Source organism: Xenorhabdus griffiniae (assembly GCF_037265215.1).
Taxonomy (GTDB): Bacteria; Pseudomonadota; Gammaproteobacteria; order Enterobacterales; family Enterobacteriaceae; genus Xenorhabdus; species Xenorhabdus griffiniae.
Window position 1 is genome coordinate 3,485,072 of record NZ_CP147737.1, and the last position, 22,178, is coordinate 3,507,249.

Annotated in this window: 22 protein-coding genes; 6 read left to right on the forward strand and 16 right to left on the reverse strand. The window is 45.4% G+C overall.

What is annotated here, in order from left to right; all coding sequences use genetic code 11:
- The first annotated feature begins 88 nt into the window (after positions 1–88).
- Positions 89–1,693 carry an AMP-binding protein gene (locus tag WDV75_RS15590; RefSeq protein WP_273570468.1) on the forward strand — a complete coding sequence of 535 codons (1,605 nt, stop codon included), beginning with the start codon at positions 89–91 and terminating at the stop codon, positions 1,691–1,693.
- Between the two features lie 49 nt (positions 1,694–1,742).
- Here WDV75_RS15590 and cobT read toward each other — a convergent pair whose 3' ends face one another.
- From cobT to WDV75_RS15670, 16 genes are all read right to left on the reverse strand, one after another.
- The gene (gene cobT / locus WDV75_RS15595; RefSeq protein ID WP_273570467.1) at positions 1,743–2,816 is read right to left on the reverse strand and encodes a nicotinate-nucleotide--dimethylbenzimidazole phosphoribosyltransferase; all 1,074 of its coding nucleotides are present in this window, start codon (positions 2,814–2,816) and stop codon (positions 1,743–1,745) included.
- A 115-nt stretch (positions 2,817–2,931) separates the two neighbouring features.
- Positions 2,932–3,690, reverse strand: coding sequence for an adenosylcobinamide-GDP ribazoletransferase (gene cobS / locus WDV75_RS15600; RefSeq protein ID WP_273570466.1), 759 nt, complete (start codon positions 3,688–3,690; stop codon positions 2,932–2,934).
- Positions 3,687–4,232 (reverse strand): bifunctional adenosylcobinamide kinase/adenosylcobinamide-phosphate guanylyltransferase, encoded by a 546-nt coding sequence (gene cobU / locus WDV75_RS15605; RefSeq protein ID WP_273570465.1) that lies wholly within the window; start codon positions 4,230–4,232, stop codon positions 3,687–3,689. The genes cobS and cobU overlap by 4 nt, the downstream gene beginning before the upstream one ends.
- Positions 4,229–5,779 carry a cobyric acid synthase gene (locus WDV75_RS15610; protein WP_273570464.1) on the reverse strand — a complete coding sequence of 517 codons (1,551 nt, stop codon included), beginning with the start codon at positions 5,777–5,779 and terminating at the stop codon, positions 4,229–4,231. Before WDV75_RS15610 ends, cobU begins: the two co-directional genes overlap by 4 nt.
- 36 nt (positions 5,780–5,815) lie before the next feature.
- Positions 5,816–6,574 carry a cobalt-factor II C(20)-methyltransferase gene (locus WDV75_RS15615; protein WP_273570463.1) on the reverse strand — a complete coding sequence of 253 codons (759 nt, stop codon included), beginning with the start codon at positions 6,572–6,574 and terminating at the stop codon, positions 5,816–5,818.
- Positions 6,571–7,362: a sirohydrochlorin cobaltochelatase gene (cbiK, locus tag WDV75_RS15620; protein ID WP_273570462.1), complete on the reverse strand. Its 792-nt coding sequence runs from the start codon at positions 7,360–7,362 to the stop codon at positions 6,571–6,573. The genes WDV75_RS15615 and cbiK overlap by 4 nt, the downstream gene beginning before the upstream one ends.
- Before the next feature lie 23 nt (positions 7,363–7,385).
- Positions 7,386–8,171, reverse strand: coding sequence for a cobalt-precorrin-6A reductase (locus tag WDV75_RS15625; protein WP_273570461.1), 786 nt, complete (start codon positions 8,169–8,171; stop codon positions 7,386–7,388).
- Positions 8,168–8,893 carry a precorrin-3B C(17)-methyltransferase gene (locus tag WDV75_RS15630; protein ID WP_273570460.1) on the reverse strand — a complete coding sequence of 242 codons (726 nt, stop codon included), beginning with the start codon at positions 8,891–8,893 and terminating at the stop codon, positions 8,168–8,170. The genes WDV75_RS15625 and WDV75_RS15630 overlap by 4 nt, the downstream gene beginning before the upstream one ends.
- The gene (gene cbiG, locus WDV75_RS15635; RefSeq protein ID WP_420497537.1) at positions 8,887–10,017 is read right to left on the reverse strand and encodes a cobalt-precorrin 5A hydrolase; all 1,131 of its coding nucleotides are present in this window, start codon (positions 10,015–10,017) and stop codon (positions 8,887–8,889) included. The genes WDV75_RS15630 and cbiG overlap by 7 nt, the downstream gene beginning before the upstream one ends.
- Entirely contained in the window at positions 9,998–10,804 is an 807-nt protein-coding gene (locus tag WDV75_RS15640; protein ID WP_420497536.1) for a cobalt-precorrin-4 methyltransferase, read from the reverse strand. Before WDV75_RS15640 ends, cbiG begins: the two co-directional genes overlap by 20 nt.
- A complete protein-coding gene (locus WDV75_RS15645; protein ID WP_273570458.1) occupies positions 10,794–11,378 on the reverse strand; it encodes a decarboxylating cobalt-precorrin-6B (C(15))-methyltransferase in 585 nt (194 codons plus the stop codon). Before WDV75_RS15645 ends, WDV75_RS15640 begins: the two co-directional genes overlap by 11 nt.
- Positions 11,375–11,995, reverse strand: coding sequence for a cobalt-precorrin-7 (C(5))-methyltransferase (locus tag WDV75_RS15650; protein ID WP_273570457.1), 621 nt, complete (start codon positions 11,993–11,995; stop codon positions 11,375–11,377). Before WDV75_RS15650 ends, WDV75_RS15645 begins: the two co-directional genes overlap by 4 nt.
- Complete coding sequence (cbiD, locus tag WDV75_RS15655) at positions 11,992–13,155, reverse strand: cobalt-precorrin-5B (C(1))-methyltransferase CbiD (protein WP_273570456.1); 1,164 nt, start codon at positions 13,153–13,155, stop codon at positions 11,992–11,994. The genes WDV75_RS15650 and cbiD overlap by 4 nt, the downstream gene beginning before the upstream one ends.
- Complete coding sequence (locus WDV75_RS15660; RefSeq protein ID WP_273570455.1) at positions 13,148–13,789, reverse strand: cobalt-precorrin-8 methylmutase; 642 nt, start codon at positions 13,787–13,789, stop codon at positions 13,148–13,150. Before WDV75_RS15660 ends, cbiD begins: the two co-directional genes overlap by 8 nt.
- Before the next feature lie 12 nt (positions 13,790–13,801).
- Positions 13,802–14,761, reverse strand: a complete 960-nt coding sequence (gene cbiB, locus WDV75_RS15665; RefSeq protein WP_273570454.1) for an adenosylcobinamide-phosphate synthase CbiB — start codon at positions 14,759–14,761, stop codon at positions 13,802–13,804.
- Positions 14,758–16,152, reverse strand: coding sequence for a cobyrinate a,c-diamide synthase (locus WDV75_RS15670; protein WP_273570453.1), 1,395 nt, complete (start codon positions 16,150–16,152; stop codon positions 14,758–14,760). The genes cbiB and WDV75_RS15670 overlap by 4 nt, the downstream gene beginning before the upstream one ends.
- An 867-nt stretch (positions 16,153–17,019) precedes the next feature.
- Here WDV75_RS15670 and cobA point away from each other — a divergent pair.
- The 5 genes from cobA to WDV75_RS15695 all read left to right on the forward strand — a co-directional run bounded on the left by cobA (position 17,020) and on the right by WDV75_RS15695 (position 22,039).
- Positions 17,020–17,778: a uroporphyrinogen-III C-methyltransferase gene (gene cobA / locus WDV75_RS15675; protein WP_273570452.1), complete on the forward strand. Its 759-nt coding sequence runs from the start codon at positions 17,020–17,022 to the stop codon at positions 17,776–17,778.
- Positions 17,775–18,848: a threonine-phosphate decarboxylase CobD gene (gene cobD, locus WDV75_RS15680; protein ID WP_273570451.1), complete on the forward strand. Its 1,074-nt coding sequence runs from the start codon at positions 17,775–17,777 to the stop codon at positions 18,846–18,848. Before cobA ends, cobD begins: the two co-directional genes overlap by 4 nt.
- Entirely contained in the window at positions 18,841–19,701 is an 861-nt protein-coding gene (locus WDV75_RS15685) for a GHMP kinase (RefSeq protein ID WP_273570450.1), read from the forward strand. The genes cobD and WDV75_RS15685 overlap by 8 nt, the downstream gene beginning before the upstream one ends.
- Positions 19,702–20,255: 554 nt before the next feature.
- Positions 20,256–20,684: a JHE-like toxin PirA gene (locus tag WDV75_RS15690; protein WP_273570449.1), complete on the forward strand. Its 429-nt coding sequence runs from the start codon at positions 20,256–20,258 to the stop codon at positions 20,682–20,684.
- A 77-nt stretch (positions 20,685–20,761) separates the two neighbouring features.
- Positions 20,762–22,039, forward strand: coding sequence for an insecticidal delta-endotoxin Cry8Ea1 family protein (locus WDV75_RS15695; protein ID WP_273570448.1), 1,278 nt, complete (start codon positions 20,762–20,764; stop codon positions 22,037–22,039).
- Positions 22,040–22,178: the final 139 nt, after the last annotated feature.

Below are 22,178 nucleotides of genomic sequence, written 5' to 3' on the forward strand. Positions count from 1 at the left end.
ATTTTTCCGACATTGCTTATTCTTCTGCCAGAGATTATTTTTAAAGTACGTAACATTTTATTAACGATAATGAGATGGAGTGAAGAGTATGACTCTCAATAATTCATTCTTACGTGAATATACCGGTACAGCATTATCACCGATTTTATTTCTTAAAAGGGCTGTATTAAGCAATGGTAGTGATATTGCCATTATTGATGGCAAACAACGTTGGACCTGGCACCAATATGCCAATCGCTGTGAAAGGATTGCTATCTCTCTCCAACAATTGGGAGTAGATAAAGGGAGCGTAGTCTCGGCTATTTTACCCAATATCCATGAATTGCTTGAGTTACATTTTGCTGTTCCTTTATCCGGCGGTATTCTTAATGCCTTGAGCACCCGAACAGATGCAGCCACATTAAATTTTGTTTTTGAAAAATTGCATCCCAAGATATTATTTATCGACAAAAACTATCTTTCGCTATTAAATAATGTCTCTTTCAATAATCCAATTAAGATAATTATTGTTGATGAAAATAATTTAGCGATTCCTATATCCCCTGCCAGCCATGAATTTATCGCTTACGAATCACTGGTAACCGAACACTCATCAAAGTCACTCTCATTTATCCAAATTGACGAACAAGCCACTATTAGTATCAATTGCACTTCGGGCACCAGCGGGCAACCAAAACTGGTTGTGTATTCTCACCGTGGGGCATTTTTAAATGCTATTTCCAATATCCTGGATTGGGACATGCCTAAACGTCCCATCTTTTTATGGACTCTTCCCATGTTTCACTGTAATGGTTGGTGTTTCCCCTGGACAGTTGCGGCACGGGCTGGCACACACATCTGTATCAGAAAATTTGATGCAGAAGAAGCAATGCAACTGATCCAGGAACATCACGTTACCCATTATTGTGGTGCCCCGATTATTCACTACTCTTTAGGCAAGATAACGCAAAAGCATAAAAAGCATTTTAATGGTCGTGTTTATGGCCTGATTGCTGGTGCCCCACCGACAGAAATGATGTTTTCATTGCTGGACGAAGTCGGTATCAATGCAACGCATGTTTATGGATTAACCGAAACTTATGGCCCTATTGTTGTTTGTGAAAACAAGCATGAATGGCAATCACTGCCAAAATCAGAAAAAGTCTTAAAACGGATGCGTCAGGGAATAGTCTCTAATTTACAAGGTCAGGTGAGCGTTATTGACGAAAATAACTCAGCAGTGCCTTTTGATGGCAAAACCATCGGTGAGATCGCAATCCGCGGTAATATCGTAGCAGCTTATGATCCTGTACGTCATGTTACACCGGAGGTCACTAACCAATGGTTTTATACGGGTGATTTAGCCGTCGTCGATCCTGATGGCTATATCAAAATCATCGATAGGAAAAAAGATATCATTATTTCCGGTGGTGAGAATATTTCCAGTCTTGAACTGGAAAATGCCTTATCCAGTTACCCAAGTGTATTAGCGGTTGCTGTTGTGGCGAAACCCGATCCCTATTGGGGAGAAGTTCCCCATGCTTTTATTGAACTCGATGAAAATACAACAATCACAGAGCAAGAGTTAGACGATTATATTTGTACGGTAATAGCACGCTATAAACGCCCTAAAGGATATACTTTTTTAACTTTACCGCGAAATGCCAATGGCAAAGTGGTAAAAGATCAATTGAGAAAACGTGTCAAAGACTAATATAGCCAGCATAAAGAGAATAACGATAAATTAATCCCTTGGGCTTAATTTACGGCGCTATTACGTGCGGCCTTTCTAACGCCGGTAAATTGATCCCACTGCTTGCCAATTTCCCCATATGGCAATACATCGAGCAGGCTGCATCAATCAGCGACATCGCCATGGCCGCACCACTTCCCTCACCAAGGCGTAAATCTAAATGCAAGTAGGGTTGCAAATTCAAATATCGTAGCGCCAACGCCGCACCTTTTTCTGCCGACAGATGGGAAGGGATGCAATACTCCCGTGCGATGGGAGATAGTTGACATGCGGCTAATGCTGATGCATAGGACAAAAAACCATCAAGTACCACAGGTACACCAGAAGCCGCTGCCCCCAGAATCACACCAGCCATGCCGACAAGTTCAAATCCTCCCACTTTTGCCAACACATCAATGCCGTTATTGTGATCTGGCTGATTGATGGCAATAGCCTGTCGCACAATGGATTGTTTATACGCCAGCCGCTCAGAAGGAAAATTAGCGCCTAACCCAACCACATCACAGGGATCATTGCCTGTCAGGACACTGATAACCGCGGCTGCCGCAGTCGTATTGGCAATTCCCAGCTCACCAATACCAAATACCGTTATTCCTGCTGCAATACGCTGTTGCACCAATTGTGCGCTTGCCAGCAACAACATTTCAGCGTGTCCATAATCCATCGCAGCCCCCTTGGCAATATTACCGCAGCCCCGTGCGATTTTAAGGGACAACATATGTTCGATAGGATCACAATCTATGCCAATATCCACCGGCAAAACATGTGTTCCACTGTTTTTCGCCAGCACACAAACACCTGTTAATCCTTTCAACATATTGCGTGCCTGTATGGCCGTAACGTTTTTAGGTGAAATAGCCACACCTTCGTCATATACACCATGATCAGCACACATGACGATAATCTCTTTTTGCAGATTTTGTAGGCCAACAATACCTGGCATACCCGATAATTGTATCGCCAACGTTTCAAGACGCCCCAAACTTCCCAATGGCTTGACTAGGCTGTCAATGTGCTGTGCCGCTTTTTCCATATTTCCCCGATCCAAGGGTTGGATCGCATCAATCAATGATTGTAGTGTCATGTTTATCCATCCAACCGACATTCTGTCGAAGCGTTGAATACGTACAAAGTGGTAAATTCCGCATGGTGATGGCTCCTTGCTGGAAGGCAAAAGACCACACAGCATTGATAGGTCGTTATTGCCAAATCATTGCCAGCAAAAAAACAACTTCCCCTACCTCAATGGAAGCTCCCAGCGTATCGCCCGTTTGTCCACCAAGACGATAATTGAAATAGAGGGCAAGCCCGTAAACCACAAGCAATGACACCATCATTGCCGACAAAGTTTGCCAATTCCCCAGCACCATCACCAATACAATACCAGCCAACAAAGTCAGCGTAGTTGCAGAGAAGCTAATTTGGCCAACGTAACTGCTTCCCATTCCCTCGCCTTCACGGGCGTCACGTTGCGCATACATTAAAAGCACCACGGCTGTTCGTCCGACAATCGATGCACAGGTCAACAAGGCAAGTAAATAAAAGGGAGGATGATAAGATAATTCAACAACAGCGAATGTTTTGAGGGCAAGACAGAAAATTAACCCAACACCACCATACGTTCCAAGTCGGCTATCGCGCATAATTTCCAGCATTTCCTTACGCTGTCGGGAGGAAAAAAGCCCATCACATGTGTCTGCCAGTCCATCTACATGTAAGCCTCCCGTCAATAACACCAAAGCCAACACATAACCCATCGCACCAATATACATTCCCCCACCCGACTGGCTGATCGAAAGTGATACCAGCCCAGCCAGACCACCAACAATGAACCCAATCAACGGGAAATAAGGCACACCACGCCAATATTGACGAAAATCGACACCTGTCGCCCACTTTTTGGGGATCGGAAGCCGTGTCATAAACTGTAGTGTGGCCCAAAAAAGATGCAGTTTCATTTGATCTTGACTCCAATGCCCGAAACTATCAGCCAGACTTCTTTAGCCGCTTGTGCCAACTTTTGGTTGGCACGTCCAGCAATATCGACAAAATGGCGTGCCAGTCGATTTTCAGGTGTAATGCCCATCCCCAACTCGTTGGTCACCAAATATACTGGCATCGGACACATCAAGCTAGCATCAATCAGGTCATCAATCTGACGATGGATAATCACCTCTAATGAAGTGAAATCAAGTTCATCAGGTGATACACCATCCGATAAATCAAACAACAAGTTAGCAATTAGTGTGGTAACACACTCTAGTATAACGCCCTCTTGGGGTTGGCGGTGCTGGCGGATAACAGAGCCTAAATTTTGATGACCTTCCCAGGTTCGCCAATGTGCTGGACGCTCCTGTTTATGTCGCTTAATACGCGCCGCCATCTCTTCATCTGTGACCTGTGCCGTCGCGATATATAACACTTGCTCGCACTGTTTAGTGAGCAAGCGTTCAGCATAGCTACTCTTGCCACTGCGAGCACCGCCAGTCACCAAAATCATGGCATCACTCCGCCAGAGGTGTGTTCATGCATTAATTGATAAATCCGCGCGATATCCAGATGCTCACGCATACTGGCAGCCAACCTATTGAATTGTTTTTCTTTGTGCTGGAAGTAATTAAACGCCCCATTTTCCAGTGGAACGTCGCCTTTTCTGATACGCAATTGATTTAATAGTGGGCGGGTAAACGTGTTTTGATCAAACAGGCCATGCAGATAACTGCCCATTACCAACCCATCTTGAGCAACTGCACCCTCAAATCCATTTTTTTCCCCACTATTGCGCCAATGTATTTGAGCAAAAGGTGTTGCCTGCTGGCCAAGCCGAGTAGTTCCCATATGGATTTCATAGCCCGCAATGGGTTGTTCGCTGCATAGTTTCAGCATACCCGACAATGCAGGCATAACTACGCCCTCAACCTGCGCGGTCTGCTTTTCATTGGCAAAGTGGGTTTGTGTATCCAATAAACCTAATCCGGCCATTTGAGTTAAGCCGGATTCCACGCCATCCACAATCTGCTTACCTAACATTTGATAACCACCGCAGATCCCGATAATCGGCACATTTTTCTGCCGGGCTATGATAATTGCCTGCTCAAAACCCTGGCTTTTCAACCATGCCAAATCTGCCAATGTATTCTTGCTGCCAGGAAGAATAATAAGATCGGCTTCCTGAAGTTCAGAAGGTTCGGAGACATAATGCAAAAACACATCCGGTTGAGCAGCCAGCGCATTGAAATCGGTGAAATTGGCAATATGAGGGTATTGGATGACAGCAATATCCAGACAGTCTTCTGTTTTTTGTTGCTGTCGATCATATTTACCTACCTGTAACGCGACGCTGTCTTCATCTTCCAGATCAAGCTCCAACCACGGCAACACCCCCAATATCGGTACTTGTGTCAAGGCTTCGATCTGATCGATGCCTGATTGCAACAAGGCGATATCACCGCGAAATTTATTGATGATCACCCCCTTGATACGCGCTTTTTCCGCAGGTTTAAGCAAGGCTAATGTGCCGTAGATGGATGCAAATACACCACCCCGATCAATATCTGCTACCAAAATGACTGGAGCATCCACTAATTCAGCCATCCCCATATTAACAATATCGCGATCACGCAAATTGATCTCAGCCGGACTGCCCGCCCCTTCTAACACCATGATATCCGTTTCTGCCGCTAACCCGTTATATGCCATCAAAATCTGCTGGAGCAATTGCGGCTTATATTCGTGATATTCCACCGCATTCATGCTGCACATCACTTTCCCCATAAAAACCACCTGGGCCTTGCGATCGCTGGTGGGTTTTAACAATACAGGATTCATCCGTACATCCGGCGCAATCCCTGCTGCTTCCGCCTGAAATATCTGCGCTCGTCCCATCTCTTTACCGTCTGCGGTAACCCCAGAATTAAGCGCCATATTCTGTGATTTAAAGGGAGTGCAGCGATAGCCATCTTGGGCAAATATCCGACAAAATCCCGCTACCAGCACACTTTTACCCGCATCAGATGCCGTTCCCTGAACCATCAGCGATAATGTCATTCTATTTTCTCCTGTATTTTAACCCACCCTCACCACTTACCTTGATAACTGCCCGTTTTTATTAACCAAAATCGTTGAAAAATATGATAATTCCTGCATCCTCTCTTTTTCGCTGAAGGACAGTGTGGCGAGATTATGCCAACATTGCTCAGTCGGCAAAGTCGCATCAGCCATCATCAACGCATGTTCTAACAGATTGTGACGTTGCAGCAGGTCACTGATCTGGGGAAAACGCGAGTAGACTTTCATCAGGACAATGCAGTCGTAATTGAGTAATGCTTGCTCTAAGACAGCTTCAGAAGCGGTACAGGCAATCACAGCCAATGTTTGATCTTCCATCGCCAGTGGCATCGCACTGGCGGCAGCAATAGCGGAAAATGAGGTGATCCCTGGCACAATTTCCAGCCATGAGGGAGAAGTCATCTGTTGCGACACCAACCGCTGCAAAAGAAATACCCATGTACTAAACAACATAGGATCGCCCAAAGTGATAAAACCGACTTTCCTGCCATTCGCGACTTCCTCTTTCAAATTTTGCGCCACTTCGTCCCACACCGCTTGTTTTGCTGACATGTCGGCTTTCATTAAAAAGTGATAAGTGCAAACGTGAGTGTTCGGCGAAAGGTATTCTTCAATGATGGAGTGGGCGAGACTTTTGGTGCCTTTTTTTCCCGTCGGGGTATAGATCACATCAAGCTCAGAAAGAATACGCGCAGCCCGTACAGTCACCAGATCACTGGCTCCTGGGCCAACACCCATAACATACAGTTTTCCTGCTGTTGCAGTTTCGTTCATAAGGCTTTCTCCTGATCATTAAGCGCATAGGCAAGGTGATCGACGAACATCTGCCGAATCATCGGGTTTTCTCCCAATCCCTGTAACCAGGGGATCGCAACAATTCCCGCATCCTCCAACTGTGATTTCCAGGAGTCGTCTTCATTGGAAGCCATATCATTAGTGGCATGATCGCCTGCCACCAGCATCAATGGCATCAAATAAGCCTTGCGGATTTTTTGCTCTTTTAATCCTTTGATGATCAGAGGAAGTTCGGGGTAACTTTCGACCGCGCCTACCCGTGCCGGAAAATGGGAGTGGCTCATCAGGTGATCTAAACAGGCGTAGGCAGAAAAAGCCGGGTGGGTTGTACCGTGTCCCATAAAAACGACACATTCATTCTCTGCCAACCGCGGAAGCTGGTGGCGCAGTGCCCGCATCAATTGCAGATAGTCATCAAAGTGGCTAAGCAGAGGCGTACCCAGCACCAACCGCTTAAAACGAGGGCGAAATTTCTCAACCTCGCGCCGCACTTTTTCATATTCATCGCCATTAATGATATGCAGGCATTGAACAGCAACATCGTGATAACCTGCGTGATGCAATCTGGTCAGTGCATCGTGGGGAGTATCAATGTGAATGCCATCGCGCTGACGCAATTTGCGAATGATCATGCCAGAGGTAAAGGCCCGAAATAGTTCCCTGTCTGGAAACACTGAGGCTAATTGCTGCTCACAGGCTTCAATATTGTTTTTCAGCGTTTCGGGATAACTGGTTCCGAAACTTATCACCAATAATGCTTTTTTCATTTCGCTTTTCCTTATTGGTTTATTTACGTACCAAAATTCGCCAATAACTGTGCCATCTCTTCCAATCCATTGGCCTGCGTGATCCCTTCTCCGGCAAATTGCTGCCCTGGGCGACAAAGCACAATGCAGGGCAACCCAAGGGAAAGGCAAGGCTCCACTTTTTCCCTGAATCCTCCTTGCTCACCAGACTCTTTGGTAATTACAACCTCTGCCTGACAAAACTGGTAAAATGCCCGATTGAAATCGGCACTGAATGGCCCTTTCAGGGCAAAAATCTGATCAACTGACAAACCACAAGATTCACACAACGCCAAAACTTCTGCGGTGGGCAATACACGGGCCAGTACGGTTTTTCCTGGCAGGTGCGTCACGTAATCGGCCAATTGCTTACTGCCGGTTGTCAGCAAAATACGGGTTGCCAAACTGGTTGCTATTTCACACGCTTGCTTAATAGTTGCCACTTTATAGATAAGGGGATGTTCAATAGCATCAATATCGCTGGGACGAATATAACGAATAAGAGGGATGCCTAGCGTTTGGCAAGCATCGACAATGTTTTGGCTCAGCCGTTCAGCATAAGGATGGGACGCATCAATGACCATTTTCGTCCCTCGCTTTCGCAAATATTCGGCCATCTCTTCGGCTTCCATCCTGCCGGTAACAATTTCACCGCGAACCCCCATCGCCTGCTGTGCCCCCGTCGGCGTTGCCACTGATAAGCCATAATCTATTCCGGCAACATCCATCATCACACAAATCTGGCGGGCATCGCTCGTACCGCCAAAAATGTGAATCAATGGTTGTCTCATAGCTTGTATCCTCTCGGCGTGATCATCAGGCCATCACGTATATACGTTGACTGGTTACCCACTATTACCAGACTGCGCATATCAACACGGGAAAAATCCATTGAGCCAAAAGTCGTCAGCCATTTATCTTCCTGTTTGCGCCCTGCCGCTTTCACCACACCAACGGGCGTTTCTGGTGATTTCCACGGCGCCATCAAGGAAAATGCCCGTGCCAAATGCTCTTCCCGTCCGCGACTGCGCGGATTATAGAAACAGACCACAAAATCGGCTTCTGCCGCAGCCTGAACCCGCTTTTCAATGACCTCCCACGGGGTGAGCAGATCACTTAGGCTGATATGACAAAAATCATGCATCAATGGTGCACCAAGCAAGGCAGCGCAAGCCGTACTTGCCGTCACTCCCGCCACCAACCTAACGTCTACATTGCGCTTTTGCTGGCTGACCAATTCCAAAATCAAGCCTGCCATGCCATAAATACCCGCATCACCACTACAAACTACCGCCACATTTTTACCTTGCTCAGCCAACTCAATGGCTGTCTGGCAACGTTCAATCTCTTTGCACATGCCAGTTTTGATAATTTCTTTATCACCGACCAGTGGTTTCACCAGATGGGTATAGGTTTTGTAACCCACCACGATGTCAGCCGCTTTCAATGCCGCAATCGCCTCCTGCGTCATCATGGCTTCACTGCCGGGACCAATTCCAATGACTGTTAACATGGATGCAATACTCCTAATGTGATGGTGACGCCCTGCTCACGCAGGGTATGGCCAACCAGATGCCCCTGACTCATTAGCCAGGCCACAGGTTGGGAGACACAGCCTATGCCCACCGTTTTTCGGACAAACTCAGAAACCGGAAATGTCTGTTCACACTGAGCAAGCTGATTAACAGAGAAGATTTGGTATGGAATTTGGCGCCCTTGTGCCAATTGAATTAACGCCGGTTCATTTTTTTTCAGTTCAACACTGCCGACGGCTTTTAACGCCAAAGATTCAAGGTTATGTTCCGCCAGATGGCGATCTAATAATTCGGCGAGCCGCTCCGCTTCCACACCCCGCCGGCAACCAATGCCTGCAACAATACGGCAGGGGATTAATTTAAAAGTCGGGATTGCCAGTGCCAGATTTGTCCGTTCATAGCTGATGTATACCAGAGCATCCAGCTCAGGCCGCTCTTCCAGAGAGTCAACGGGAATAAACCCACGCGTGTCATAGCGATCTTTTTCATCACTCAAGTTCGGGTGCCACCATATTCCTACCCGCTTGCCATTAACCAGCATTTGATTAACGGTTTTGACATTCGTCCGGAAATTCTCCATTGTCCCATCAATTTCTTGCGATAACAGATCCAATGCGGCAACCTGGTTAACATCGGTTGCAGTGGTGATCACCGCCTGACCATCGAGAATATCTGCAATTTGTTGTGCCAGTTTATTCGCGCCTCCCATATGTCCCGATAATAAACTGATAGCAAATTGTCCTTTTTCATCCAATACGACGACCGCTGGATCAGTCATTTTGTCCTTGAGCAGAGGAGCGATAATCCGAATGGCAATCCCCGTCGCGCCAACCATGATCAACGCACCATATTGGGTGAATACCTTGCGTACCGTATTGGCAAAACCGCCTTCAAATGCCTTGAACCCGTTACCACCATCTATAACGTCACTTGCCACCAAGTCCGGGGAAGTGAAACAATCCACCGCTAAGTGGGTTCGCAAACGACGAGCCAATGCCATTCCCCCTTCTGTCAGGCAAAACAAGGCATATTCTTTGTTAGGTGACATTATTTTAGGTAACTCAGTCTTAGATAAGATTAAGTTAGGCGCTACGGTATTCATGGCTGAACCTCGCATCGTACAATTTCGAGTAGTGATACTCTTCGCCAAGAAAAGCCCCTACCAGGATCAAGGCCGTTTTATGGATGCCGGCGCTGCGTACCTGTTCAGCAATCGTCGCCAATGTTCCCCGCACTATCTGGCAATCCGGCCAGGTTGCCTTGTAAACCACCGCAACCGGGGTTTCCTGTCCATATCCTCCCTGAATCAACCGAGCCACAACCTCTGTTATGTTTTGTACCGAAAGGAAGATCGCCATTGAAGTTTGGTGAGCAGCGAAGGCTTCCAACGTTTCGCGTGGCGGCATTGGCGTTCTGCCTTCCATACGAGTGATAATCAAACTTTGCGCGATTTCGGGCACGGTGTACTCCACGCCCAACTGTGCAGCAGCCCCAAGAAACGAACTCACTCCGGGCACAGAAACAAAACCAATAGCATGATTTGCCAGTTCTTCGGCCTGTTCACGTATGGAGCCAAACAGCGATAAATCCCCCGTTTGCAGGCGAACCACCAATTTGCCCGCTTTCACGCCATTTACCATCAATGCCGTGATTTCCGCTAACGTCAATCTCGCACTGTCATGGCATTCGGCATCTGCACGGCAATAATCCAGTAACTCCCGATTAACCAACGAGCCGGCATAAATCACCACGTGCGCCTGACGTAATAATTGATAGCCTTTCAGGGTAATCAAGCTCTTATCCCCTGGCCCCGCACCAACAAACCAGACTTTTTCAGGATCAAAACTGACGTTATCTATCGGTTCAGAATTAATATATTCAGGCATCATCCCCCTCCTTTTGCTCAGACTCTTTCTGGCAGGACAGTAAATAAGTGGGATTGTTGGGTTTGAAATAATGTCCTTGCCCTAGTGCCGTCAGTTCTCCCACCTGAATTTCACGCCCATCAAGCGCTGTCACCCGACAAGATTTCAGGTGCGATAATGCTTGCGTGAAGTTTTCCAGCAGGATAAAAGTCATGACTAAACGTCCACCTGAGTTCAGGTGCAATAATGCCCAATCAATGATTTCTGTCAGATACCCTCCCGTTCCGCCAATGAAAATAGCATCCACGGTATTGTCCAATGGAATAGGGGCAATACCAGACTGGATACAAACCCGATGGCAGCCAAAATGCCGAATATTTTCAGCAAGCAATAACAGGGCCTCTTCCTTGCGTTCGATGGCAAGAATATCCAATTCGGGATAGCGCAAGGCCGCTTCAATACTGACGCTACCTGTACCTGCACCAACATCGATAAAACGGTGGGCTTTTTCCAGTTCCAATCGTTCCAATGCCAGCGCCCTAACGGCTTCTTTGGTCATGGGGATGCGATGACCGCGCAAAAACAGTTCATCTTTCATTCAGGTTCACCATTTAAAATCACCACTGCATTCAGGCCATAATCAATGTCGCCGCGTTGCACAACCTGTTCCGCCTGCAAACAAATAATTTGTTCCTGTTCATGGGATAAATTTTTACCAATCACCATGCGCCGCTGCTGCCCGCGTGCCAGAATTTCTTGCGCAATCTGGTAAGGGCCAATGGCGTCATCCGTTACCATGGCGATTTTTTCGTGTTGCAGGAGCCAATCAAAATCCGGTTTGCGCCCGTGGCTGCTGGTGAGATAAATGTCGTTCATATCCAGCAAAATTTGGGCGCATAAATATTGGATTGAACTGATGCCAGAGATAATGCGGATATTTTGTCCAAAAAAATGCTCAGTGATCCGTTTGCCAATGCCATAAAAGAGAGGATCACCCGATGCCAGCACAATAATTTGCCGATGCTGATTCTGTTCAAGCCATTGCATCAATCCATCTACATCAGCATCCAAACGGCGGGTTTCCCCGTTGAAATGAGAAAATTCGGCAAGATGGCGTTTTCCTCCGACCAATACTTCCGCCTGTCTGATTGCTTCCAACGCCGCCAGTGTTTGGTTTGCAGCAGCGCCGGGGCCAATACCAACAACGGTGATCATCGGCAATCCTCCATAAAATCCTTCACTATCGAGTCCACAAGCCGATTGCAGCCCAAGATCTGGTTATCAAAAGAGAAGAGAATGGCATCACACTGCGGCTTACCACTGGCGAAACGTAGCATTTGGTCAATACGCCCGCAGATTTTACGGGCAATCTGTTGGTATACAGCCTGCCAGCCTCGTTCTGCAATCAACTCAATGGCCGCTTCGGTGGTATCACATTGATCCACGGCCTGAATCAGTTCGAAAGGTGCTCCTATCAAGGCCAGATTGGCAATCAGAGTTTCCATGCGACCATCAGCAATATGGCTGTGGGTATGAAAAATACCGGCAGCGATTTTCACCAACTTGCCGACATGTCCTACCAGAACGATATGGCGGAACTCCAGACGCACAGCTTCCTGCAACATATAACCGACAAAATTACTCATTGTGACGACATAATTCGCATCAATACCCAACTGCTGACTGACAAAACGTTCACCGTGATTTCCTGGTACAAAAATAATGCGATCCAACCCAGCGGCTCGTTTGGCTTCTAATTCCAGTGCCAGAGAACGTTTCCAGCTCTCTTCCGACATCGGTGTCACAATGCCTGTCGTGCCAATAACCGAAATGCCCCCCTTAATTCCCAATCTGTCGTTATAGGTTTTCTTCGCCCGTTCCTCGCCTTCTGGAGCAAAGATGACGATATCTGCCCCACGGTGCGAACCGATGACCTCCCGTACCGCTTCTTCGATGGTATGGCGAGGGGTTTTATTAATGGCTGCCCAGCCTATCGGCAAACCAATCCCCACTCGCGTTACCCTGCCAATGCCTTCACCGCCATCCAGTGTGATCACACCGCTGTCATTCAGGGAAACACGGGCAAAAATCAACATACCGTGGGTTGCATCCACATCATCGCCACCGTCTTTACGGATAGCGGCAACCGCCTGCTGTCCCTCAATCAAGGGTTGTTCGACATTCAAGGCCAAGGTGACACCAGAAGGCGTGACAATCGAAACCTGGTGAATAATCTGCTGGCGCAAGATCATCAATGCAGCAACCCGGGCAGCGGCTGTGGCACAAGATCCTGTGGTGTAGCCCTTGCGATACTGCTTGCCCCGATGCCAAACCATTCCGAGGTCATTGGCCTGCGTATCACTGATTTCATTCATGCCTGACCTCCGGCATCCGATACAGAATGGCGTTGATAATGGCGGCAGCAATATTACTGCCCCCCTTACGCCCTTTTGCTGCAATGCAATTTAACCCGCTATTGATCAGGACATTTTTTGACTCTTCTGCGCCGACAAACCCAACTGGCACACCAACGACAGCAATCGGGGCAACTTGATGTTCCATCAAACGAAACAGCGCAGTCGGGGCGTTGCCGAAGACAAAAATCTTCTCCCCCGCTTCTTGCAAAGCCAGATCGACTGCTGCCATTGAACGTGTGATTTGCTGGGCTTTTGCCATTTGTATGGCACGGGGATCGCTGACATAACAACGGCATTCGCTGCCATATTGAGCCAGACGCGTTTTATTGATGCCTGATAGCGCCATTGTCGTATCGGTATATAACGTACAACCACGCAAGATACCGTCGCGAATATGGCGCAAAACATCAGGGGAAAAATAGAGAATATCAAGCCAGTCAAAATCAGCCGTGGTATGGATCACCCGTTTGATCACCGCTTCTTGATCCGCATCCACAAAACGATAATCAGGCCACGATTCGAAAATAATCTGGCTGATAATGGCAAAGCTATTACTTTCGATCTGTTGGGGTTGACGGATGTAATCATTCATGCTGTTCCCTCCTTACACCATTACACTGACCAGACTATGCAGCAGCGCAAACAGCAGGAGTGCTATCACGGATGCCACCACCATCATCTGAACAGACTGTGGGATATCATTAGGCGTGACTTCACGCCTTGCATCACCAATCCACGGCTTTTCGACAAGCTGATTAAAGTAGACATTCGGCCCGCCAAGACGGATACCCAATGCCCCTGCTACAGTTGCTTCCGGCCAGCCACTATTGGGGCTACTGTGTTGGTAACGATCACGCCAGCCAATGCGTAACGCCTGCCTAAAATTCAATCCCTGCCATTTCGCGGCCATTGCCAGCAGAAGCCAGCCCAAGCGGGCAGGCAGCCAATTCGCCACATCATCCATACGTGCCGAAAACATCCCCAATGCCCGATAGTGGGGTGTTTTATAGCCCACCATTGAATCAAGGGTATTGATTGCCTTATAAGCCATGGCAAGTGGAACACCACCAAGCATTAAGAAGAACAATGGAGCAATCACACCATCCACGCTGTTTTCTGCCACGGTTTCAATTGCGGCACGGCTGATTTGTGGTGTTTGTAATTGGCCAGTGTCCCGACCGACAATTTTGCCAAGCTGTTGACGGCTGGCCGCTAAATCTCCCTGACGCAATGCCTGATAAACAGCGTTTGCCGCATCGCCTAAGCCACGTCCGGCCAATACGGTATAAATCAGCCAAACTTCAACCAAACATCCCAGCCAGAACGTCACGCCATAGGCCAATTGCAAAACCCAATAGCTCGCCAGCCAGCCACTCCCTACAACCACCAGCCATAACAGTACACCGCCCCATTTCAAGTCGGTTTCAGTTTGGCAAATCCGGCGAATAAGTTGCTCAATTTGGTTGGTAAGTTGCCCCATCCAGCGCACTGGATGCGGCCAATGGGGAGGATCACCCAATTTCATATCCAGAATAAAAGCCGCAAACCACAATAAGACGGTCATAACAGCCTCCGTGCCATCATCAGCCAACGCCGGAGCAAATGGGGGCGTTGAGCAAAATGAATATGCAGATAGCTCGCCAGGGTATTGCCATTCTGATAGCCTCCCAGCCAGCTTTTCTGCACTGTTTTTAAGGTTTCTTTTGGATCACTCCATTTAACACACTGAAAAACGGGTGATTGGGCCGTGATAAAATCCGAATAATGGAATTCATGCCCGCGTAACGTTTCCCCTTTCGCCACTACAGGCGTATCACACAGCGCCATGGCTTCACAGTAACCAAAGCGTTTCAGGTGATCTCCCATCTGGCTTTCACCGGCAATCAACCCTACCATGCCATGCCGAACACCATCTGCATCAATCAGGGTATCGCCGAGATACATCAAACCGCCGCATTCCGCATAAATGGGAATGCCTTTTTGCTGCGCCTGACGTAATGCCGTATGCATGGCATGATTGCAAGACAGGGCCTGAGCATAAATCTCAGGGTATCCACCCCCCAAATAGATCATCTGGCATTCAGGTAACCGATGATCATGCAGGGGACTAAACCGTTTGATAGTCACACCCGCTTTTTCCAACAACAACAGGTTATCAGGATAATAGAAGTGGAATGCCTCATCTTCTGCCAGAGCCAGCGTTAAGCCTTGCCCCATCACAGGATCAACAAGAGAATCAATATTGCCTTTTGGCAAGGAAGATAGCTGGGTTAATGTCAGCAACTTATCCAAATCCACTGCGGCTTCGATCTGCTGAGCCAGGCGAATCCAGCATTCTTCGCGTTGGCTGATTTGCTCTTGCGCAGAGATCAGACCGAGATGGCGGGAAGGAAGGGTAACCTCTGGCATCACCGGCAACCGCCCCAAAACAGGGATACCGCAATAGCCCTCAATTGCCTGCTTTAATAACTGAAAATGGCTATCGCGATTGACGCGATTGATCAGCACGCCCACAATATTGACCACTGGATCAAATTGCTGAAACCCCATCACTGTAGCGGCTATTGAGGTGGAAACCGCCTTCCCGTCCACCAATAAAACCACTGGACAGCCAAGTTGCTTTGCCATTGCCGCACTACTGCAATAATTGGGATCAGTACCATAGCCATCATATAACCCCATCACCCCTTCAATTACGGCAATATCTTGTTCAGCCATAACTTGGTTAAACAAACCATTCAGGATGAGTTCGGGTAGCATGAAAGCATCAAGATTACGTGAAGCAACGCCCGTCACAGCATGATGCCAGCCACCATCCAGATAATCAGGCCCGATTTTAAACGGCTGTACCCGCAGTGAACGGTTCATCAAGGCTCGCATGATGCCGAGAGCGACGGTGGTTTTACCACACCCACTACCTGTACCTGCAATGACAAAAGCATGTTTCTGTTGCATATGCTTACCCCAAAACATTTAAATTCTGTATTGGTGTTAAAATCGGTATTAGTTTTAAATCTGCAACGCAGATTCTCATTCATTGATATTTATCAAATAAACGTCGTTTAGTTCGTTTTCGACAAAACAATTAATATTCCATGAATAACATGGATATCTACACCCCTTTATTCCATAACAAATAAGCAACTTAATAAAAAGTATTACCACAATATTAATTTCGCACAAAAACAAAACTGAGAAATAAATTTATTTTCAAAATACACACTTTTCATTTTTATAAAAACACCCTCTATTATTTTTGTGATCTTGTTCATGATTATGAATCATTAAAAATGATCTTTATTTCAAACAAAATAAAAACCAATGTAAAACCACAAATCCAGCAATTAAAAAATTAACGCCAATACATTGAATTAATTAAAAAATAACAAAATTCAATTGGTTAGTAAGATAAAGAAACTTTCATATGTAAAAATATTTCCAACAGATAACGAAATTCAATTTTAAAATAATTCATACTTAAGAATGCGGATATTGATATAAATCAATTTCACTTTCTCCACATTAAAGTAATAATTATAAAAAACTGAAATCGACATAACACTGCTCATAAGAACAAGAAGAAACAATCCATAAAGCAATAAATAAAAAACATAAAGCAGAACAAACAGGATTTTATAAAAAAACAGAGCATCACTATCCTGATGAAAATATATTTTTTCATTTGATAATTTATACGTATTAAACTTCAAGCTGCCATTGACAACACGATATGAGACCTGATTTCTCCCCGCTTCGCAGGGAAAAATCACACGCATCTTGAAGTTAGATTGGTATATATTTTAATTCCATAGAGGTAATTCAATGAATAAAGGCAATGTATGGTTAGTGGGAGCCGGCCCTGGTGATGCAGGTTTAATTACAGTCAAAGGGTTGCGCTGTATTCAATCTGCGGATGTCATTGTCCATGACCGTCTCGTCAATCCTGAACTTATTGCCCAGGTATCCGACCACTGTGAAATTATTAATGTTGGGAAAGAACATGATTATCATCCCATCCCACAAGAAGAGATTAATCAAATTCTGGTCAGACATGCGCAAGCGGGAAAACGGGTTGTTCGCTTAAAAGGCGGCGATCCCTATGTTTTCGGCCGTGGAGGGGAAGAAGCAGAAGTACTGGCACAACATGGCATCAAATTTGAAGTCATTCCGGGGATCAGTTCCTCAATTGGTGGATTAACCTATGCCGGTATTCCCATTACCCACCGCAATTATGCATCGAGTTTCCACGTTGTGACTGGACACACTTCTCAAGGCAATGAACAACAGAATTGGCAGATACTCGCCCAATTGGAAGGCACATTGGTTATTCTAATGGGGATGACCCGCCTGATGGAGATCTGCCAACAATTGATGCTATATGGTAAATCCCCCACAACACCTGCTGCGGTGATCATGTATGCCAGCCATCCCAAACAAGAGAGCGTGACAGGCACATTGGAAACCCTGGCGGCAAAAGCGGAAGCGAAGCATTTACATGCCCCCGCGCTGATTGTGGTTGGTGATGTCGTCAATTTAGGGGCAATGCTCTCCTTCCCTCCCACTTACGGAGCAATACCATGAGTGAACATGGCGGCAATATTATCGGCATTGCCCAGCAATATGGCCTTCCCGCCAATGAGCTGATTGATTTTAGTGCCAATATCAATCCATTAGGCGCGCCAGAACGGGTTAAGGTGTTGATCAAAAACAGTCTTGCCGACATCGAAAAGTACCCAGATGTGGAATATCGCCACTTACATCAGGCGATAGCAAAAGCCCATCAATGCGATTACAACTCAGTAATCGCAGGCAATGGTGCAACAGAACTGATCTATGCTGTCACCCGTTATCTCAATCCTAAGCGCGCCTTGCTCCTTATCCCAGGATTTGCTGAATATCGACGAGCTTTGCAGCAAATTGGCACAGAAATTATCGATTATCCACTAACAGAGGAAGCCGGATTTCAACCTGATTTACGCCTGCTTAATACGCTTTCCACCATTCAACCCGATTGCGTTTTTATCGCCACACCCAATAATCCTACCGGATTAATGCCGGACAATCCGTTTATGCAATCGCTAGTAGAACATTGTGAACGACAAGGGATTGCATTGATTGTCGATGAATCCTTTATTGATTTTCTCCCTGAGAATCGAGGGTTGATTCCGCAAGTGACTGTCACTAAGCATCTTTATGTATTACGTTCAATGACCAAATTCTTTGCCATTCCTGGATTACGTTTGGGCTATTTAATTAGCGGAAATATCGCAGGGATTACAGAGATGAAAAACCGGCGTGAACCGTGGTCAATGAATGCCTTTGCTGCGCGGGTGGGAGAAATTTTGTTTGATGAACATGACTATATTGCTGCAACACATCAATGGCTAACATCACAGCAACATTATCTATGGACCCAGCTTTTAACTTTCCCAGAACTGACTGTCTGGCCGCCATCGGCTAATTTTCTGCTCTTCCGTTGTCATAAGCCCAATGTTGATTTATGGCATGCTTTACTTAAATATCGGTTGTTAATTCGCCATTGTAAAAATTATGTCGGGTTAGACGAACGTTACTATCGCATAGCCGTGCGCAGTGAGTGGGAAAATCAGCGCCTAATTGCAGCGATGCAACAGGTTTTTGCCTATGGCTGAAGCCTCTTGTCCCGCTTCCTGCGGAGAACTGCTACAAGGATGGCTGTTTGGGGGAGAAAAGTTAATCTCCTGTCCAATCAACTGGTTCAGTTGTGTTTCCGTGAGTGAAGGCATTCCTATACCACATGAACGGCCACGTATGCGCCAAATGGTAAATTTACTGCTGAATTACTGGCAGGAACCACCAGAATTGACTGCTGGCTTGCGTATTGAATATCAATCGACAATTCCAATCGCCAAAGGCATGGCCAGCAGCACAGCGGATATTGCTGCTACCGCCCAAGCCACCGCCAGATTATTGGGTAAGTCACTGGAAAGCACGGAGCTAGCACAACTCTGTGTCAAACTGGAGCCTACTGACAGTACAATATTCAAACGATTGACCTTGTTTGACCATCTCACCGCCCAGACTCAAATTCCCTTCGATTGGCAACCTGATATCGATATTTTGCTGTTGGAAAGCCCACAAACCATTTTGACAGAAGAATATCACCAACAGGATCATCACGCACAATGGCGGGATAACGCCCTTTTATTCCAACATGCCTGGTGGCAATTTCATACCGCGAACCAACGTCATGACTATGACCGCCTTGGGGAGGCTTGCACGTTAAGCGCCATCGCCAGCCAATCGATACTACCGAAACCCTGTTTTGATCAACTACGGGATTTGGTCGAGCAAACGGGTATCTATGGCCTGAACGTTGCCCATAGTGGCAGTGTCGTCGGCCTGTTGTTCGACTCACATCGCCATGACGTCAATTACCTACGCTGGTGGCTGCATCAAAAGAAGATTTCTGAGCACTATCCAAAAACTCACCAGGTTAAACTCATTGCGGGGGGTGTTCGCTGAAATCTATACATATATTCATATTTTCCTTATTATAAATAGCATAACTTGGATTCGACTAATAAGAGTACTCTTTATATCCTGGATCAATAGAAACAAAGTCATCAACCTTATTTAAAATAGGTATATACGCATTAAACTTCAAGTTGCAATTTACAACACTCTATTAAGCCTGATACCTCCCCATGAACCGGGGGAGATATCACATGTATCTTGAAGTGAGATTGGTATACCACTCCTTATCAACACACGTTAATAAATATTAACCAATCCATACTCTAACAATATCATTTCAATAATCAGTGTGATTTTTTAAAGCAAACTTACATTTTTTATATTTCATTTTGCCATGTAAATATGTTTAGAATAACTGCGGTCATAAATACATAGTTCTTTCTCAAGAAAAAAACAAACATTATTTTAAGAAAATAACTTACCATAAGTATAGATAATCACATACTATAACCATGGTAAAAAATACGGTAAAAAGTAAACCTCAACATTAAAAGCAATATAAAACCATTGTTTAATCAACATGTAAAATAGGATAACATATTATGAATACAATCAATATAAATATAAGTGGCAGTAGTAACATTACCATCATAAATAATAACAACTCTAATCCAGAACTATTAACTTACAATACCAACACACCAGCATCAGAACCTCTTGCTGTCAATCCTTATAGGGATATGACAATAGAGCCACACTCATCTATAGAGGCAATAAGAATTGACACCCCCATTATTCCCGAAACACGCCCTAATTACTACGTAGCCAATTCTGGCCCCGCTTCATCAGTCAGGGCTGTTTTTTATTGGTCTCATTCTTTCACATCTGAATGGTTCGAATATTCCGCTATCACAGTGAAAGCTGGAGAAGACGGCATATTAAAATCACCAAGCAACTCTGTGTATTACAGCAAAGTCGTCATTTATAACGATACAGATAAACGAGCCTTTGTTACTGGATATAATAAATAACAATACGAAAAACATTTATAACTAATAAGTTTTAATTTCATAACTATTTAACTAAGGAATTAAGGTGAAATAAAATCATGAATACCACACCGATTAATATATCTGAAAATGAAACATTGCCTGTACTCACTGACATTATGCTTATAGCACCTTATACAATGTCTACTCCCGATTATGAATGGGATATGTCATCAATTATAAAGGATGCCATCATTGGTGGAGTAGGGTTTATTCCAGGAGCAGGTCCCGCAATGTCCTTCCTGTTAGGGCTATTTTGGCCTCAACAGAAAGATAACACCTGGGAGCAAATTCTCCAAAAAGTAGAGCAAATGATAGAGAATGCCGTTCTACAAACTATTAAAGGAATACTTAATGGAGATATACAAGAGATCAAAGGAAAAATGGAACATGTGCAATACATGCTGGAAACCTCACCTGGCAGCCAAGAAAGCCATGATGCATATATGTTCCTGGCCAGATATTTAGTGAGTATAGATGAAAAATTCAAGTCTTTTGATAATAAAACAAACTACCAGATCCTGCCGATGTACACTAACACGGTTATGTTACAGATCCCTTATTGGAAAATGGGGATAGAGAAGAAAAATGATATTGGGCTGACAGATATTGAAGTCAATGAGTTAAAACAACTTATCGACAAATTGGTTGACAAAGCCAAGAATTACATCCATACGATGTATACCAATGAATATAACGATGCCATAAACACATCAACAGCAGAAAGTGTCACTAATAATTTATTGTCTGTAAGAGGATATTGTTTATTACACGGTTTAGAGTGTATTGAATTAATTGAACATCTACAAAATAATAGCCTGGAAAGTGGTTTCAATCCTAAAACTATCAGTTATTCAACCGTGTTTGATCGTCCTACTAATAAGACGAGAATTCAGGCCTTGACAGAAGACGATCAAATGCAGGAACCCTTCAAGCCATCTTTAATCGATGGCAAATACAATAAAATCAAATCATTGCTTGGGTACGTACAAAGAATTGGCAATGCCCCTAGAGTGGGTGGTATTAAAATCACATTTGCCAACGGTTCATCCTATACACTCGGCACAGTCACATCAGAAACCAGTTCAATTGAACTCAATGACAGTGTTATTGAAAGGTTGGAAGTATGGGGCAATGGCGCTGTTGATGAAGCGTTATTTACGTTAAGTGATGGACGTCAACTCAGAATCGGTGAGCGCTACGCGACAAAATACAGAAAATATGCTGTTGATGGTCACTATATTGCAGGGCTGTATTTAGCCAGCGATGAACCTTCACTTGCTGGTCAAGCCGCAGGTATTGCCGTTTCGTACCATCTGTTAGCTGATAAAAAATAACATCGACTAATAGAACTTGAGTTTTAGATCCTCCCTGGTTACATCGCTAATTATGTAACCAGGGGTAATTTTTTCTCATTATGTACTCCAGTCTGACCTCGCCATGAAAATCAGCAAATCATAAAAACCAAACACATGT